This is a genomic window from Neobacillus piezotolerans (assembly GCF_003362805.1).
In the GTDB taxonomy this organism is placed as follows: Bacteria; Bacillota; Bacilli; order Bacillales; family Cytobacillaceae; genus Bacillus_D; species Bacillus_D piezotolerans.
Window position 1 is genome coordinate 480,184 of the sequence record NZ_QNQT01000001.1, and the last position, 16,984, is coordinate 497,167.

Below are 16,984 nucleotides of genomic sequence, written 5' to 3' on the forward strand. Positions count from 1 at the left end.
GAAATCTTTCCCTTTACAGGATATACAATAGGAAAATTAGCCTGAAGCTATTTTATTTCGATTTCTTCAAACAAACCTCCATTCGGAAGCGAAAAAGCCGTCCATTTTAGGACGGCCTTAATTCAAGCACCTGCTTTGGTGTGAACGGTTTTTCTCCTGGAAAGATATGCGGAAAGGACGCCCGCCCCTAGCAGGGTTGTTGCGGCTCCAGCCAAAAGAAGGACATTGGGGACGCCGATTGCCTTTGCGAGCAAGGCGCCAGCAGCCGGTGCCACAAGCATCGAAAATGTCTGCAAGGCGGAGGCGGCGGCCGACACCCTGGCCATCAAATGTCCAGGGGTTTCGGATTGCAGTACAAAGCCGTACGGGACTGATTGGCTCGCACCAAGGGCACCGAGCAAAAATGCACCAGAAAGCCAGCCCCAATCCGCCAGGGTAAATACTTTATGCCCCCCAAGCCCAATACAGGCAATGAGAAGGCCGCTGAAAAGGGCGGAAGCCGACATTAGTTGAACGGGAAGGGACTTCCACCGGGTCCAGCTTCCCAATAGAATCGAGCCAACAACACTGCCAAGCCCCACCGCGCTGACAAGCAGCCCGAAGCTTTCCCCGTTGAAGCCGATTTCCTTGGCGATAAAGACAAAAAGCCCATCATATAGGAAAATGATAAACAAAGCGGCGGCTGTAAGGATAACCGATACTTTCAACACGGGTACATTGAAGATATGCCGGATTCCTTCGGCCAGTTCCTTTTTAAAACCAGGCTTTTCAACCGCCGGCTTGTTTTTGTCAACGGTTAAAGGCATATCTCCCGTGGAAGGCAGGAGAAACAGGAAAGCCGTTCCGAGAAGGAACCCGCCAATTTCAAACAAAAACGGGCTTTTCTCTCCAAATACGGATATGAGGCCTGCTCCAAGCGCGGGACCAATGATCTTCATCGAGTTCAACGACAACTGGCTGAGTGTCACCGCCCGGGGAAGATCCTCTTCATCCACAATCTCCCGGATCATGGCTTGCCTTGCGGGGTCATATAACGCGCCCGCCGTACTTTTTAATAATAAAAACATGAGTAGGATATAGAGGTTTGGAGAAAAAAAGAGACCTGCGACGAAAACAGCCCTAAGGAGCAATGTCGCAATCATAACCTGCTTTTTAGACATCCGTTCAACAAAAACGCTGGCAAATGGGCCGATTACTACCCAAGGAAGCGCAAGGACGATAATGACCGCGGCAATGGCTTCCTCGCCGAGATTCCAATGGTAGGCGACGACGACCTGGATGGCGATGAAATCAAGCCAGTTTCCGAGATCGGAAAACACCTGGGCGGTGAAAAGGGATCTGAAAGCCTTGTTTCTCAGCACTTCAAACATATTATTCTTCAACCTGGTCCTCTCCCTCCATCGCCTGCTGACGCCTCTTCTTAATGCCTTCGCCCATTCCAAAAGGATCCTGCGGTTCGGGAAGGATGCCTTCTTCGAGTGCCGCGATCGTATTATCTATCCAATCCAGCTCAACTTGGAGCCGTGCCTTTGCATACCGGATTGCCAGCTTTCCAACCCCGCTTACATAAGAAGTATTATTTTCGGGCCAGGCGATCACAAAACGGAGAATTTCGTTTGTTCTTTCACGCCGCGCCCGCAGATGGGATACTAGGGAATTGTTATCCATTCCTTCGTGCCAGGTGGCCATTTTCATGAAAAGCTCATCCTTAACGACAGGGTATTCAGGTGCAGTGAGAAGCCAGCTCTCCAGTTCAGCCCAACCGGAGCGAGTCAGTTCATAAATCGTTTTTCGCCTGCCATCGGAAGAACTTTCATATGTTTTAATTAGTCCTTGTTCTTGAAGCTTTTTTAGCTTTGGGTAAATGCTTCCATAGCTCATACCCCAAAATAAACCCGCGGCTTCATGTTCGAATTCCGCTTTAATATCGTAGCCGGAGCTCGGTTTAAAGCTTAATACGGCTAAAATTGCATGCTCGGTTGACATGGGTGCCTCCTTCTATCAATATGATATATCAATATGATATATGATAACGTAAGGAAATGGCAATAACTTTCAATGGACAAATAGGGAAAATTTTCGATTTTTTCCCCAGTCTGGAAAAAATTATAGTATGATAGAAGGAGGTAATTTGTAGAATAGTCAATCTTTTTGTCAGGTTAATTACAATAAGAACCAAACAAACTCGCAAAAATTTTGAGGATGATCCTATGGAGTTTAACAACATTTTTGATATGGGCATAACAGCCGGCAAGGGTTCGGAAAATGTGGAGAGTATCCTTTTTGACCTGGTATTCCGGCATGCGAAGGATATGGTCTTCATTATGAAAGTTGAAGAGGGCCCTTCTTACCGCTATTTGTTTGCGAATGAAACCGGCTTCATCAGGGCCGGAATTTCGCCGGATTCAATCGGGAAAACATTTCAGGATGTCCTGCCTCCCATCATTGCGGAAAAACTCCAAAAAGAATATACGAGATTTCTTTCATCCAATGGGGCGAATTCCGTGTTCGATGCTTCATTCATGGAAGAAGGAAAAGAGTTTTTCGGTGAAACCGTACTATCCGCTGTAAGGGACGCAACAGGCGCTATCCAATATATTGTGGCCATTACAAGGGATATAACCGATTACCTTCTTGAAAAAAATAAAATCATCGAAAGCGGCCAAAGGTACAGGTCAATCGTGGACCACAACATGGATGCAATCTTTTCGATTGCATTGGACGGGCAAATACTCGAATCAAACCCCGCCGCCGCGAAGCTGACAGGCTTTCGTGAACAACAGCTTATTGGCAGCTCGATATACGACCTGGTTTCCGATTTGGACTTTGCGGGCTTTAAGGCCCTTGTCGAAAATACAGGAACTGGCCAATCACTTGAATCGCTCGACTGCAGGTTCACCCACAGGAAAGGGCATCTGCTGACGCTGCACATCAAGACCGTTCCGATTATCGTCTTTGGGGAAATGAAAGGAATCTATGTCATTATCCGTGATATATCCGAGCAATCAAAAAACGTGGAAATGATTAAATATATGGCTTTCCATGACCAGCTGACGGGCCTGCTGAATAGGAGGGCGCTACTTGATAAGCTGAATGAGCAGCTTTTTTCCCCATCAAGGCTTGAAAAGGAGTTTGCGCTCATTTCCATTGATTTGGACCGCTTTAAATACCTGAATGATTCCCTAGGGCATCTTGTAGGCGACGAAATTCTGAAGAAGGCTGCATCCAGGCTGCTAGAATGCCAAAATGATAGTTGTCTTGTGTTCCGCCAGGGCGGGGACGAATTCATTATCCTTCTGCTCGATACGACGAGGAAGGCCACTACTTTTTTTGCTCAAAGGATCATGTCTATGTTTAAGCGGTCATTTTACTTTAATTCACAGGAATATTATATCTCACCGAGCATCGGAATCAGCATGTATCCAAATGACGGGGCAGATGCGGAAACGTTATTGAAGAATGCCGATGAAGCCCTTTACCGGGTTAAGGATCGGGGGCGCGCGCATTTCCAATTCTACAGGACAGGCATGAATTCTTCCCTGACAAATATCCTTTCGATTGAAACCCACCTCCGCAAGGCAATTGAGAAAAAGGAATTGAGCCTTCATTTTCAGCCCCAGGTGGATTTAATGACAGGGGAGGCGACAAGTTTCGAGGCCCTTCTGCGCTGGACTTCGAAGGAATTGGGACCAATTTCCCCCGGAGTCTTCATCCCTCTTGCTGAAGACACTGGTTTAATCGTCCCTCTTGGGAATTGGGTGATCGAAAAAGCGTGCAGGCAAATCAAGGAGTGGAAACGACAGGGGTATGGAGGGTTCAGGTTAGCCATTAATATATCTCCGAAGCAGCTGCAGCAGCCGAATTTCCCTGCCTTTCTGAAAGCCGCGATGGAGCGGCATTCAATTGACCCGGAATATCTGGAAATCGAAATAACCGAGAGTTCGATGCAAAATACGGAAGAGGCCGCCCCCGTACTCAAGAGCATCAAAAGCATCGGTGTCACCGTCTCGGTCGACGACTTTGGGACAGGGTACTCGTCCTTAAGCTACCTGAAAAAGTTTCCTATCGATGTGCTGAAAATTGACCAATCCTTTGTCAAGGATATAAGTGAGAATGCAAAGGATGCTGCAATCGCGTCGGCAATTATCCATCTTGGCAAAAGCCTGGGGGTCGAAGTAATCGCCGAGGGTGTTGAAACAGCCGGACAGGCTGAGTTCCTCGCGATGGAAGGCTGCCATAAGGCGCAGGGTTTTTATTTCGCAAGGCCCGTCCCCGCACGTGAATTGGAGGAAGCCTATTTAAAACTGCCTCAGCTGGCATTACGGGAATACAGCTAAAGAGAACCCTTCATCACCGATGACGGGTTCTCTTTTTTTGGCTCCGATTTGGAATTTTGGCCCGGGAGTTACTCGGAAGATTTTTTTAAGGTAAAAACCGTTAATTCAGGCTTGGACATAAACCTGAATGGAAGCCTGGTTGTTCCTAAACCCCTGTTGACATAAAGGGTAAGAGGATCATCCCCTGCGATTGTGTAAAACCCTTCATGGTATTTTTCCGCGAAAGGGGGCTTGACGAGCGCGCCAAAGAAAGGGATTTTAATCTGGCCGCCATGGCTATGGCCGCTTAACTGCAAATGGAAACCGAATCGGGAGGCGTCATCCGCTAGATCAGGGGCATGGGACAGTAGAATCTTGTAGGCTCCCTGGGGGATGTTTTTAACCGAAGATTCAATGTCCGGTTTACCTAACATGGCATCGTCGATCCCTGCGAGATAAATGGATTGGCCATTCCGGGTGACGGCTACGTTTTCATTGACAAGGGTCGTAAATCCGGAGGCGTCCATTAACGTTTTATATAGCTTTGTCCCATATCCGCCATGATCGTGGTTCCCATAGATGGCATACTTGCCGAGGGGGGCGTCCAGGCCTTTCAGTATCGGGACGATGGCTTGGGCGGATTCATATTTATTCGGTTCATCCATCAAATCCCCGCTAAAGATAATTATATCGGGCCTCTGGTTGTTTATTTTTCGCGCAAGAGTATTTAACCGTTCAAGTGTGTACTGAAAGCCAATATGCGTATCGCTGAACAGGATGATGCGGATGCCATCGAGTTGAGCGGGGATTAAACTGTGGGCGATTACATGTGTTTGTATGTCAAGCAGGATTGGCTCGATTTCCCTTGCGTAGAAATATCCTCCCGACCCCAACCCAAACACCGCAAGCGTCCCGCCTAATAGTGTTTTTAGAAACGTCCTGCGTGATTGTTTTTTTGCCATCATCTATCTACCAGCCTGTCTTGTAAACTCTGAAATTTCTATGCATACAGCTCTAATACTATCAAACTAAAAGGTGGAAATGAAGCGGAATTCACTTCTATCATACGGAAGTAATTATCGGAAAATTCTTTCGATTTATGATATGCTTGGGAAAAACATCGATGGGGGCAAAAAGATGAAAGGAAAAACGGTTATTGTTACGGGTGGTTCAAACGGCATGGGTAAGCATATGGCAAAAAGATTCGCCACGGCCGGTGCGAATGTCGCGATAACTGGCCGGTCGCTTGACAGGCTGCTAAAAGCGAAAGAGGAAATGGCCCTATTAGGAGGAAACATCCTCACCATTGAAATGGACGTAAGGAATACAGATGATGTCGCGCGGATGGTGAAAGAAACCATCGGTGAATTTGGGAATGTACATTATTTGGTCAATAATGCTGCGGGGAATTTTATTTGCCCCGCAGAAAAGTTGACTTCAAATGGCTGGAAATCGGTTATCGACATTGTGTTGAATGGGACTTTTTATTGCAGCAGCGAGGTTGGGAAGCATTGGATCGAGAATAAGGTGGAAGGCAGGATCATTAATATGGTTGCCACATACGCTTGGGATGCGGGGGCCGGAGTCATCCATTCTGCGGCTGCCAAGGCTGGGGTCCTTTCAATGACGAGGACGCTTGCTGTTGAGTGGGGTCGGAAATATGGCATTAGGGTAAACGCCATCGCCCCGGGACCGATAGAAAGGACCGGGGGCGCGGAAAAGCTTTGGGAATCGGATGAAGCTGCCAGGCGGACACTTGAGAGCGTTCCGCTTGGAAGGCTCGGAAAGCCCGAAGAAATTGCCGAATTGGCTTATTTCCTCTTTTCCGAAAATGCGTCTTATATTAATGGAGAGTGCATAACAATGGATGGTGGCCAATGGCTGAACCAGTTTCCTTTTTAAAAAGCCTAATGTAATGGAAAACGTTGATCCGCAAATTATATTTGTTTTTTTCGGCTGAAAATGAAGGTGAAAAGTTGCATCGCTATTCGAGTAGTAAATCATTATTTATAGCTGACGGTGCGTTTTTTTAAAGCTTTCCATGATAGGATAAACTTTTCTTTGTTCACCCCATGCTGTTTTTTGCCTGATAGTGGATCATTCACATATACGTTTTCTGAATCATAGCCCACTAGTACGACTGCGTGAAGGTCCAAGGGAGTCCGGATTGTCCGTTTTCCATGGAGCCAGGACTCCCATCTGTCAGGAAGCCTGAAATCTCCAGTAGTCCAGATGACCGCAGGAAATCCATTTCCGATGTGCTTCAATACATCGTTAAATTCCATATCAGTCAAATTGACCGTCCTTCCAGGCAAATACTTGTCCATTAACTCGACAATCGGCTTTTCAAACACAGCGTAACCGGGAAAATTTCCTGTCATATCTCCAACAAATCCCTTATTGGGGTCCCCCCATTTCTTTATATTGTTCCCTCCAGGATTGTCGAGAGGATCGTATTCTTTCCTGACCCCTCGATAAAGCTCCATTTTATCAACTTTCACTCCTGCGTAATTCAGGACCATTGCAAGGCTTGTAACTTCACAGCCGTATTTAAGTTCGGGATTTTGTTTAATGAGCGGGACGTCAAGCATTATTTTTTCCGGCATCGTAAAAACTGTCCCGCCTTTTGTTTTTTCTGGTTCATTTTCATATGTGATTACAGCGGGCGGCTGGGATTGTTGCGTTATATTTGTATTGGCCTCCCCATTGCAGCCTGTGATTACAAATAACGCCGCAAGATAAAGGTAATAACCTTTCTTCAAACAAATCACCTCCAAAATGTGCATATAGTTGTGTTTTCCGGATCGTTTATTGCTAAAAGTAAAGCCATCTGCCAAAACTATCATGAACAGCCAGGAAGAATTATTTTTTCCATTGCCGCTCAACTGGGTTAAGGGCCATTAATTATGGGTAAAGGACAAGGAATACAAAAAGATTTTTCCTAAGGCCTAAGGATTCAATTAATCCGACAAAGGAATAATTGCCCCAAAAGGGCGAAACAGGGGGAATATTCGTGAAAAAATCATTGTTGCTGATTTGTGCGTTTATACTGTTTTTGCCGATTATGCCGCTTTATACCGAGGCTGAAACAAGCGGGGAAATGAGGAGGGACGAGGCCTTCTCAATTCTAAGGAAAGCGTTTGAAGCACAATTGTCCCTTGGGGAGCAGCTTCGGACAAGAGAGGAAGTCGATGCAATCCTCGCTCCTTATTTTACAGATGCATACAAAGAGTTATTCCTCGAAACGAACCTGGTGGAGGAAGAAGGGAAATATATTACATATGGTACCGACTTCGGCCAATATTATATACCGTATTACGGATTTTCTGACAACACCAAGTTTGTGGCAGGGAAAAATAAAGCATACGTTTTTGAGTTTTTCCCTGAAAGCAATGACGGACCTGTTGGATATAAAAGCCATTATGAAGGATTGCTTCTTGTAAGGTCTGACGAGGGCTGGAAAGTTTCAAAGTACTTGTACGATGATATTCCTGATTCGGTCATCGCCCAGTCGGAAACACAGGCAGCGATGAATGAACGCGGCGAAGAGGAAAGTTCTGGGGCCGTGGAGCAGGATAATGACGTACAAGCCGCGGCGATCCGGTTTCAGCTCGGCATGAATCCAATTGGCGGTTTGTTCCAATACGCCGCATTTATTGGTAAGGGGCAAGACGAAAATGGTGCCGCTGATGAAAATAACGGGGAGAATGAAGCTTTAGTTGTGCAATGACCACTTTTCCTTCAGAGCCGCCCAAAAAATGGGGCGGTTTTCTTTGCAGATAATTAAAAATTTACATGTTTAATTAGTTTTTACTTGTATGTTTGTACAAAACTAATTTATGCTGTTATTATTGGCAAACAAGGAATACCAGAAGAAATTCTGGGATGATCCGTATGGATAGAAACGTGCGGGGAGAGAATTCTAATAGCAAAAGCTTGTTTGTGTTTTGAAAGGAGAGAAAGCATGTCACAGCTACAAGGGATTATTACCCGCTTAAAAAATCTTCAGGAACAGTCGGGCGGCGGAGAACCCGCACAGCGTTATTTCGAGGTAAATGGTGAGCGGAAATGCCAGGTTACTTTCCACCCGAAGACAGAAACGTTCGAACTGGAAGTATACAATGATAAAGAAAAGCCGAAGCGTTACCAATTCGATAATATCGATATGATTACAATTGAAATTTTTGACCTGATTCAATAATTGCCACAGGAACCTCGCCGGGTTCCTTTTTCAATTCTGGATCGGAAGGCTAAAAAGTAACCAGTGCCTCTACGAACTATGTTAGAATATATATGGTGTAAAACAAATATGAGGAGCATTCCGTAATGATAAGTCTTCATAGTGGAGAATTTATAGAAATAAGCATTAGGGATCTTATGATTCCATCCGAGCGGGTGGCCCATGTTCAAATGGGGAATAACCTGGAGCATGCCCTGCTTGTCCTTACAAAGAGCGGTTATACCGCCATTCCTGTCCTTGATCCGAACTACAGGCTCCATGGACTGATAAGTACAACACTTATCATGGATTCACTCCTCGGGCTTGAAAGAATCGAATTTGAGAAGCTCGAAGAAAAAAAGGTTGAGGAAATCATGAACCGTTCCGTACCGCGTGTGAAAATGAGTGCGTCCATTAACCGCTGCGTCGAACTTTTGATTAACTATCCGTTTTTATGCGTTGAATCGGGTGACGGGCTATTTGAAGGGATCTTGCCCCGCAGCACCGTGCTGAACCAGTTGAATAAGCATTTAAAGAAGCAAAATAAAAAGTAAATCGTGATAAATGGCTCCCGCCCCGGGGGCTATTATTTTCATGCGGTGCTATTTTGAATTGAAAGAGGTGCAGCCTATGGGGGAAGGCTTTAAAAAGGAGCTTGCCGGGAAGAAGCAAACACGGCGGCCATTCGTTCTGGCGTCGGTTATGCTTGCCATGTTCATGGGAGCGATTGAAGCAACAATCGTGTCGACGGCGATGCCGGCAATCGTTGGGGAATTGGGAGGTTTTTCCCTTTATAGCTGGGTGTTTTCAGCTTATTTGCTGATGAACTCTGTAACAGTCCTCATTTATGGAAAACTGGCTGATTTATTTGGAAGGAAACCGGTCCTTCTCTTTGGCCTAACAGTCTTTATGATTGGTTCGATACTGTGCGGTCTTGCAGAGAATATGAAAATGCTGATTGTGTTCAGGCTAATACAAGGTTTCGGTGCGGGCGCCGTGATGCCGATTGCCACGACCATTGTTGGTGATATTTACAATACGGAAGAGCGCGCGAAAATTCAAGGTTACCTCTCGAGTGTATGGGGGATATCCGCCATCCTTGGCCCTGCAATTGGCGGGCTGCTAGTGGAATATGTAAGCTGGCATTATGTTTTCTGGGTCAACATTCCCCTTGGAATCCTGTCCATGCTCGGCCTTTGGGTGTTCCTGCACGAAAAGGTCGAAAAGAAAGATCATGAAATTGATTACATAGGCGCAATCTTGCTTACTGTCGGAATATCTTCGCTGATGTACATTCTTGTTGAGGGCGGGCATCGCTGGAACTGGTTGTCGTTGCCATCAGCAGCCTTTTTCCTCATCAGTTTCGTGGCACTCACGCTGTTTGTTTTCAATGAGAAACGGGCGGCTGAACCGATGATGCCATTTTCGATCTGGAAGGAAAAATCGATTTTCATCGCGAATATCGTCTCGCTTACAACAGGGGTCATGCTAATTGGCATTTCCAGTTTTCTTCCGGCATTTGTCCAGGGCGTAATGGAACAATCCCCAATTGTGGCGGGCTTCGCCTTGACGGCGATGTCCATCGGCTGGCCAATCGCATCAACGTTCGCTGGAAAGATTTCACTTGCGAAGGGCTATAGGTTCACATGCATGGCGGGCGGGTTGATGCTTATTGTTGGTGGTGCATTTTTCGCGACGATGTCTCCCGCGGCGGGCCCGGTTTGGGCGGCGGTTGGATCCTTTTTTACAGGTGTGGGCATGGGTCTAACATCTACCGCCTTTATCCTGTTGATTCAAGGTACGGTTGGCTGGCAGCAGCGCGGCATTGCTACGGCATCAAACATGTTCATGCGGAATCTCGGAAATACAATTGGAGCGGCATTGCTTGGGGGCATCCTAAATAGCCGGTTTATGGCTTACCTGGAGAAAAACGGGACAGGCGCGGAAGGAAATCCGTCGCTTGAAACAGCCAATCTCCTATTGGATGCAAATGAGCGGGCCGCGCTCCCAGGCAACGTCAAGTCCCTTCTTCAGGAAGGGTTGACAGTCTCACTCCATACCGTTTATATAGGCGTATTATTATTCGCTGTAATCAGCATGGCCTTAATTGTATTTTTGCCAAAAAAGAAACAAGCCTAGAAATCCCGGGGAAACCCGGGTTATTTTTTTGCACATGAATAAGTTATAATATAAGAAAAACTTATGGGGGTTTAAAATGTCCTCACTTTCCGAATTTCATCTCTTATCCGTGCTGGCCCAGGAAAGGAATATGCGCAAGGCTGCAGAGCGATTATTCGTTTCGCAGCCCGCCCTTAGCCAGCGCCTGCAGTCCATTGAAAAGGATTGGGGCACGAAGCTCTTCATCCGATCGCAAAAAGGCCTCGCCCTTACTCCCCAGGGTGAAGAGGTCATAAGGTTTGTCAATGGCGTCCTTGGTGAAGAGGAAAAGGTACGGGAAGCCATTCATTCCATGGACTCCGGAGTGGCCGGCACCCTAAAAATCGCTGTCGCGACAATAGTGGGGCAGCACTGGCTCCCGAAGGTGCTGAAAAAATTCATCGAGAGGTATCCACAGGCAAAGATATCTCTTGTTACCGGCTGGAGCAGCGAAATCCTCAAGTCGCTTTATGACCACCAAGTCCATATTGGCATTATACGAGGGGCGCCGGAATGGAAGGGGAAAAAGGTCCATTTGTTCGAAGACCGGCTATTTCTTGTGGATAGGGAGATTTCAAATATCAGTCAGGTCCTTGAAACAGACAGGCCCTTCATCCAATTTAAAAGCGACTCTAATTACTACCAGGAAATCCAGGAATGGTGGCATCGCCAATTCAAGCTGCCGCCTAAAAGAACTGTGCTTGTCGACCAAATCGAGACATGCAAACAAATGGCCTTCAACGGCATTGGCTATGCGATTCTCCCGGAAATTACGCTACATGGCGCCGACGATGATATTTTCAAGCTTTCGCTGCTGGATGAATGGAACAGGCCAATCAAACGGGACACATGGCTTCTTGGATATGAATCCGCGTTTGAACTAAAACAAGTAAGGGCGTTTACAGAGCTTGTGCTTGAGCATATAAATGAAGGGCAATAACGCTTATTTTTTCTTGTTTTCAGGCAGGCAGTCTGATAAAGTATTTTTCAAGCCTATACATATTGGAGGAATAGCAATGAAGATGATGGACGCAAATGAAATTATATCGTTTATTCAAAATGCAAAGAAATCGACTCCTGTAAAGGTATACATAAAAGGCGAACTGGAAGGGATTGATTTCGGCTCCGATACAAAAACGTTCATAACGGGCAATACGGGGGTAATTTTCGGGGAATGGGCCGACATTAACCCGGTCCTTGAAAGGAAGCAGGCAAAAATCGATGATTATGTCGTTGAAAGCGACCGCCGAAATTCTGCTATTCCATTGCTTGATACAAAGAACATTAAGGCCCGCATTGAACCTGGCGTCACAATCCGAGACCAGGTTGAGATTGGGGACAACGCCGTCATTATGATGGGCGCGGTCATCAATATCGGTGCGGTTATAGGCGAAGGTACAATGATTGATATGAATGTAGTCCTCGGCGGAAGGGCTACGGTGGGTAAAAAGTGCCATATAGGCGCCGGTACAGTCCTCGCCGGAGTTATTGAACCGCCTTCCGCAAAGCCAGTCGTCATTGAGGATGAAGTGGTGATCGGCGCGAACGCGGTCGTAATAGAAGGCGTAACTGTCGGCCGGGGCGCGGTCGTAGCCGCTGGAGCGGTCGTCCTTGACGATGTGCCGCCAAATACACTTGTAGCTGGGACACCAGCAAGGGTGATTAAGGAAATCGATGAGAAAACCAAGTCGAAGACAGAAATTATGGCTCAGCTGCGCCAGCTATAAAGTAATATCAATCAAGAAAGCGTGGAGCAAATCCGCGCTTTCTTTTGCAATGTCCAACGAAACTTTTTGCAAGAGGGGAAATATCCATGAATTCATTTATTGGAATAAGGCGCGACCTTCACCGGATACCAGAGCTTGGTTTTCAGGAATATAAAACGCAGGAGTATTTGCTTAACTACCTGGCCGGACTCCCGCAGGACAGGCTGACGGTCCAAAAGTGGAGAACCGGGCTGTTCGTGAAAATTCACGGCCTCAATCCAAAAAAGGTGATTGGCTACAGGGCTGACATTGATGGGTTGCCGATTCAGGAAGAAACAGGCTATCCGTATTCCTCCATCCATCCAGGAAACATGCATGCATGCGGCCACGATTTTCATATGAGCATCGCCCTTGGGCTTGTGGAGAACTTTGCCGAAAATCCTATTGGAGATGATTTGCTGTTCATATTCCAGCCGGCCGAGGAAGGCCCTGGCGGAGCGGAACCAATGCTGAAGTCCGAAATCATGCGGGAATGGTTGCCTGATATGATTGTCGCACTCCATATTGCTCCCGAATATCCCGTAGGGACGATTGCGCTAAAAGAAGGATTGCTTTTTGCAAATACATCTGAATTGTTTATCGATCTTAAGGGAAAAGGGGGGCATGCCGCTTTTCCACATCAGGCAAACGACATGGTCGTTGCCGCCTGCAATCTTGTATCCCAGCTCCAGACGATTATTTCGCGGAATGTGGACCCGCTCGATAGTGCGGTTATAACCATAGGCAAAATTACCGGTGGGACCGTTCAAAATGTCATTGCTGAAAGAGCGAGGCTCGAGGGGACGATCCGGACATTGTCTCCGGAGTCGATGAAGACAGTCAAGAGGCGGATTGAAGCGGTTGTAAACGGAATCAAGACAGGGTTTGAATGTGAAGCCGCCATCGATTACGGTTCAATGTATCACCAGGTTTTCAATGACCCGGCGCTCACATCCGAATTTTTTAATTTTGCAGCGTCCCTGAAGGAAATCGAAGCCATCCGCTGCAGGGAGGCGATGACCGGAGAAGATTTTGGTTATATGCTGAAGGAAATTCCTGGCTTTATGTTCTGGCTTGGGGTCAATTCCCCGAATGGCCTCCACCACTCAAGGCTGATGCCCGATGAAGAGGCAATCCCGATCGCTATTAGGCTCCTGTCACAATATATCTCGTTCAAATCCGGCCCAACGGACAGCCTGTGAGCAAACTGTTTCTAGTTTTTAAGCAGCGATTGCTAGAGTTGTATATGGGCACATTCCACTGATTATTTCAGGAAGGAAATGGGCAACACTATAAGGGCGGCACTTCCTGGTGATTATAATTTTTTGGCCGAGGCATTGGTTGGTTAAAATTGACTGCATGAAGGGGTTGCCCTATAATAGGCGTTGTGAAAGGGATAACGTACATAGCTTATATCCCGTAAATAAAATCTTTTTTTGGAGGGATTTTCATGCCGGAACGTATGGTGGGAAAACAAGCACCGCGATTTGAAATGGAAGCTGTAATGCCGAATAAGGAATTCAGCAAAGTAAGCCTTGAAGAAAACATGAAAAACGACAAGTGGACTGTACTATTCTTTTATCCGATGGATTTCACTTTTGTTTGCCCAACTGAAATCACGGCCCTTTCCGATCGGTATGACGAATTTGAAGACCTTGATGCCGAAGTAATCGGTGTTTCAACAGACACCATCCATACCCATCTTGCCTGGATTAAAACGGACAGGAAGGATAATGGCCTTGGCGATTTGAAGTATCCGCTTGCTGCCGATACAAACCATGTGGTTTCCCGCGATTATGGCGTGCTGATCGAAGAAGAAGGCGTTGCGCTTCGCGGCCTGTTTATCATCAGCCCTGAAGGCGAAATGATGTACCAGGTAGTCAACCATAATAATATTGGCCGCGATGTAGATGAAACACTCCGCGTCCTTCAGGCCCTCCAAACAGGCGGACTATGTCCGGCCAACTGGAAGCCTGGACAAAAAACCCTTAACGTATAATAGGCTTGGCGATTATAAAACTATACTGAACGTTTTTAGAGATAGACCTAACCGATTCATATGTTAGGTCTTTTTTTCGCAAGTCTTAGTTGTAGCCAGTGTACGAAGGGCGCCGACTTCTCGAAAACCCTTAATCATTTCATGAAATAGCCTATGCAGATGTGCTGGCGCCCCTGCGGAAAGCTTGTGCGCCGTGGGCGGATCAACGACCAAGTAAAAAGAGTATAAAGCAATGATATAACGGGAGGTAATTAATGTGAAATTACGTGAACCAATGCCAGAACTAACCGGCGCGGTCGAATGGCTGAACGGTGAGGTAACCAGGGACCAACTAATTGGGGAAAAGCCGACACTGATTCATTTCTGGTCTGTAAGCTGCCATCTGTGCAAAGAAGCGATGCCGCAGGTAAACCAGTTCCGTGATGACTATAAGGACAAGCTGAATGTTTTGGCCGTCCATATGCCAAGGTCCGAGGATGACCTGGATATTGGAGATGTTAAGAAAGTCGCGTCCGAACACGGCATCACCCAGCCGATTTTCGTGGATAGTGAACATAAGCTTACAGAAGCCTTTGAGAATCAATACGTTCCCGCGTATTATGTTTTTGATAAGGAAGGCAAGCTAAGGCATTTCCAGGCGGGCGGAAGCGGCATGAAAATGCTAGAAAAGCGCGTTAACCGTGTTTTGGATGAAACGGAAAAAGCGGAATAGATACTATGGGGCCAGGCACTTAAGGATGCCTGGCCCCTTTAATGTTTTTTTCCATTATGGCTGACACAAAGGAACATCATCTTCCGTCTAATCTGTAAAAGAAGCGGGGGTGCGAGTTATGGAGAGATTTAGAAAGGGGATGCTAGCACTTGTCCTTTCCCTGTTTGCCGTATTGGCGGCATGCAGCAACGCGGGCCAGTCAGATTCAGCGAAGTCCGGCAGTGCGGATCAAAACAAGGTCGAGAGGGATTACGGCGACTCGGTTGGAGGGACGGAGGAAGCAAAAGAAAAATCGGCCTCTGCCGATGGGGCCAAGCCCACAGAAGGTGTTTCGGACAGGATGGTCATTAAGAACGCGGAGCTTCACTTGCGTGTTAAGAATTTTGAAAATGCACAAAAATCATTCGAAGCAAAGGCTGAAAAATATGGAGGGTATATTGTCGAATCATCTGCTTCCCGGGATGGTGACGAGCAGATGAGCGGGATGATGACAGTCCGTGTTCCTGCGCCGCATTTCGAAAGCTTTTTGAATGAAGCGGAAAAGGATGCAGCGGAAGTACTTGATCGTTCGATCCGCGGCGAGGATGTGAAGGAACAATATGTCGACTTGGATTCCCGGTTGAAGTCCAAAAAGGCTGTTGAAGCGAGGCTCCTGGAATTCATGAAAGGCGCGGCCAAAACGGAGGACCTCCTTCAAATTTCAGCTGACCTTGGAGAGGTTCAGGAAGAAATTGAGCAAATCACCGGAAAAATGAAGTATCTTCAAAATCAGTCATCATTGTCGACAATAAAAATTTCCCTTTTTGAAAGGAAAATAATTGCAAAGGCGACGAGCCCTAAGGAACTGGATACTTGGGCCAGGACGAAGAAACAATTCATCAGCAGCACGAACTTCCTTCTCTCCGTTGGGTCGGGGTTGACAGTTTTTTTCCTTGGAAACCTGCCCATACTTCTCTTTCTTGCAGCTGTCCTGCTACTTATCTTCCTTTTCTTTAAAAAAGGCATAAAAAGAAGGGGAGGCTGATGAAGAGCCCCTGTTCGACACCGTTTATATCTTTTAAGAAAAGTAATGTTCCGGTTTAGGCACTTTTTTGCTACTATAGGGATAAATATGATCCTTGGAGGAATCTGAGTGAAGAAAGATTTTGCGGTAATCGGCCTTGGCCGTTTTGGCGGCAGTATTTGCCGCAGGCTGTCCGAACTGGGGATGGAAGTCCTTGCGATGGACAACAACGAAGAAAGGGTTAACGAATACGCATCGATAGCCTCCCATGCAATTCTTGGTGATTCCACTGATGAGGCGGTCCTGAAGGAAATTGGAATCAGGAACTTCGACCACGTTATCGTCGCGATAGGGGACAATATACAGGCAAGCATCCTTACGACACTGATTCTGAAGGAACTTGGGGTAAAACATGTGACAGCTAAAGCGCTCAATGACTACCATGAAAAGGTGCTTTTAAAAATCGGCGCCGATGTTGTTGCGCACCCAGAAAGGGATATGGGCATCCGCATCGCCAATAATATTTCAACAAGCACCGTACTTGACTATTTGGAGCTATCCGACGAGCATAGCATTGTCGAGATTGTCGCGAATGAACGGCTTGGAGGCAATACGATCATTGGACTGAACATCCGGGCAAGGTATGGAATAAACATTGTCGCAATAAAGAGGGGAAGTGATATCATCGTCTCACCGCTGGCAAGCGAGAAAATCTGGCTTGGCGATATTTTAATCGTAATTGGGGCTGATACGGATATTGAAAGGTTCCGGAAGAAGGTAATCGAAGACTAAAAAGGAAGCTTGCGGCTGCAAGCTTCCTTCTTTAATATTCT

The 16,984-nt window shown here is 46.6% G+C and carries 17 protein-coding genes; 13 read left to right on the forward strand and 4 right to left on the reverse strand.

From position 1 onward, the window contains the following. Positions 1–122: 122 nt before the first annotated feature. Positions 123–1,382: an MFS transporter gene (locus DRW41_RS02195; protein WP_115450321.1), complete on the reverse strand. Its 1,260-nt coding sequence runs from the start codon at positions 1,380–1,382 to the stop codon at positions 123–125. After that, the gene (locus DRW41_RS02200) at positions 1,372–1,986 is read right to left on the reverse strand and encodes a PadR family transcriptional regulator (protein ID WP_115450322.1); all 615 of its coding nucleotides are present in this window, start codon (positions 1,984–1,986) and stop codon (positions 1,372–1,374) included. The genes DRW41_RS02195 and DRW41_RS02200 overlap by 11 nt, the downstream gene beginning before the upstream one ends. 224 nt (positions 1,987–2,210) lie before the next feature. Between DRW41_RS02200 and DRW41_RS02205 the strand changes: the two genes are divergently transcribed. Next, entirely contained in the window at positions 2,211–4,337 is a 2,127-nt protein-coding gene (locus DRW41_RS02205) for a sensor domain-containing protein (RefSeq protein ID WP_245959317.1), read from the forward strand. A 68-nt stretch (positions 4,338–4,405) separates the two neighbouring features. Here DRW41_RS02205 and DRW41_RS02210 read toward each other — a convergent pair whose 3' ends face one another. Continuing rightward, positions 4,406–5,278: a metallophosphoesterase gene (locus tag DRW41_RS02210; protein WP_115450323.1), complete on the reverse strand. Its 873-nt coding sequence runs from the start codon at positions 5,276–5,278 to the stop codon at positions 4,406–4,408. Between the two features lie 175 nt (positions 5,279–5,453). Here DRW41_RS02210 and fadH point away from each other — a divergent pair, with 175 nt between their 5' ends. Beyond that, the gene (fadH, locus tag DRW41_RS02215; protein ID WP_115450880.1) at positions 5,454–6,218 is read left to right on the forward strand and encodes a 2,4-dienoyl-CoA reductase; all 765 of its coding nucleotides are present in this window, start codon (positions 5,454–5,456) and stop codon (positions 6,216–6,218) included. A gap of 101 nt (positions 6,219–6,319) precedes the next feature. Here fadH and DRW41_RS02220 read toward each other — a convergent pair whose 3' ends face one another. Beyond that, positions 6,320–7,078: a C39 family peptidase gene (locus DRW41_RS02220; RefSeq protein ID WP_245959318.1), complete on the reverse strand. Its 759-nt coding sequence runs from the start codon at positions 7,076–7,078 to the stop codon at positions 6,320–6,322. A 251-nt stretch (positions 7,079–7,329) separates the two neighbouring features. Here DRW41_RS02220 and DRW41_RS02225 point away from each other — a divergent pair, with 251 nt between their 5' ends. The 11 genes from DRW41_RS02225 to DRW41_RS02275 all read left to right on the forward strand — a co-directional run bounded on the left by DRW41_RS02225 (position 7,330) and on the right by DRW41_RS02275 (position 16,943). Further along, positions 7,330–8,046, forward strand: coding sequence for a DUF3993 domain-containing protein (locus DRW41_RS02225; RefSeq protein ID WP_115450325.1), 717 nt, complete (start codon positions 7,330–7,332; stop codon positions 8,044–8,046). A gap of 234 nt (positions 8,047–8,280) precedes the next feature. After that, positions 8,281–8,517 (forward strand): YkuJ family protein, encoded by a 237-nt coding sequence (locus DRW41_RS02230; protein WP_115450326.1) that lies wholly within the window; start codon positions 8,281–8,283, stop codon positions 8,515–8,517. A gap of 125 nt (positions 8,518–8,642) precedes the next feature. Next, entirely contained in the window at positions 8,643–9,089 is a 447-nt protein-coding gene (cbpB, locus tag DRW41_RS02235) for a cyclic-di-AMP-binding protein CbpB (protein WP_115450327.1), read from the forward strand. Positions 9,090–9,165: 76 nt separating this feature from the next. Beyond that, positions 9,166–10,674 carry an MDR family MFS transporter gene (locus DRW41_RS02240; RefSeq protein ID WP_115450328.1) on the forward strand — a complete coding sequence of 503 codons (1,509 nt, stop codon included), beginning with the start codon at positions 9,166–9,168 and terminating at the stop codon, positions 10,672–10,674. Between the two features lie 76 nt (positions 10,675–10,750). Next, entirely contained in the window at positions 10,751–11,632 is an 882-nt protein-coding gene (gene ccpC / locus DRW41_RS02245; RefSeq protein ID WP_115450329.1) for a transcriptional regulator CcpC, read from the forward strand. Positions 11,633–11,708: 76 nt separating this feature from the next. Then, a complete protein-coding gene (gene dapD, locus DRW41_RS02250) occupies positions 11,709–12,419 on the forward strand; it encodes a 2,3,4,5-tetrahydropyridine-2,6-dicarboxylate N-acetyltransferase (RefSeq protein ID WP_115450330.1) in 711 nt (236 codons plus the stop codon). Positions 12,420–12,505: 86 nt separating this feature from the next. Continuing rightward, positions 12,506–13,639, forward strand: coding sequence for an N-acetyldiaminopimelate deacetylase (locus tag DRW41_RS02255; protein ID WP_115450331.1), 1,134 nt, complete (start codon positions 12,506–12,508; stop codon positions 13,637–13,639). A 248-nt stretch (positions 13,640–13,887) separates the two neighbouring features. Next, entirely contained in the window at positions 13,888–14,436 is a 549-nt protein-coding gene (locus tag DRW41_RS02260; RefSeq protein WP_115450332.1) for a peroxiredoxin, read from the forward strand. A 256-nt stretch (positions 14,437–14,692) separates the two neighbouring features. Beyond that, positions 14,693–15,148, forward strand: coding sequence for a TlpA disulfide reductase family protein (locus DRW41_RS02265; RefSeq protein WP_115450333.1), 456 nt, complete (start codon positions 14,693–14,695; stop codon positions 15,146–15,148). A 118-nt stretch (positions 15,149–15,266) separates the two neighbouring features. Then, the gene (locus DRW41_RS02270) at positions 15,267–16,172 is read left to right on the forward strand and encodes a DUF4349 domain-containing protein (protein ID WP_115450334.1); all 906 of its coding nucleotides are present in this window, start codon (positions 15,267–15,269) and stop codon (positions 16,170–16,172) included. A 108-nt stretch (positions 16,173–16,280) separates the two neighbouring features. After that, positions 16,281–16,943, forward strand: a complete 663-nt coding sequence (locus DRW41_RS02275) for a potassium channel family protein (protein WP_115450335.1) — start codon at positions 16,281–16,283, stop codon at positions 16,941–16,943. The last annotated feature ends 41 nt before the right edge of the window (positions 16,944–16,984 follow it).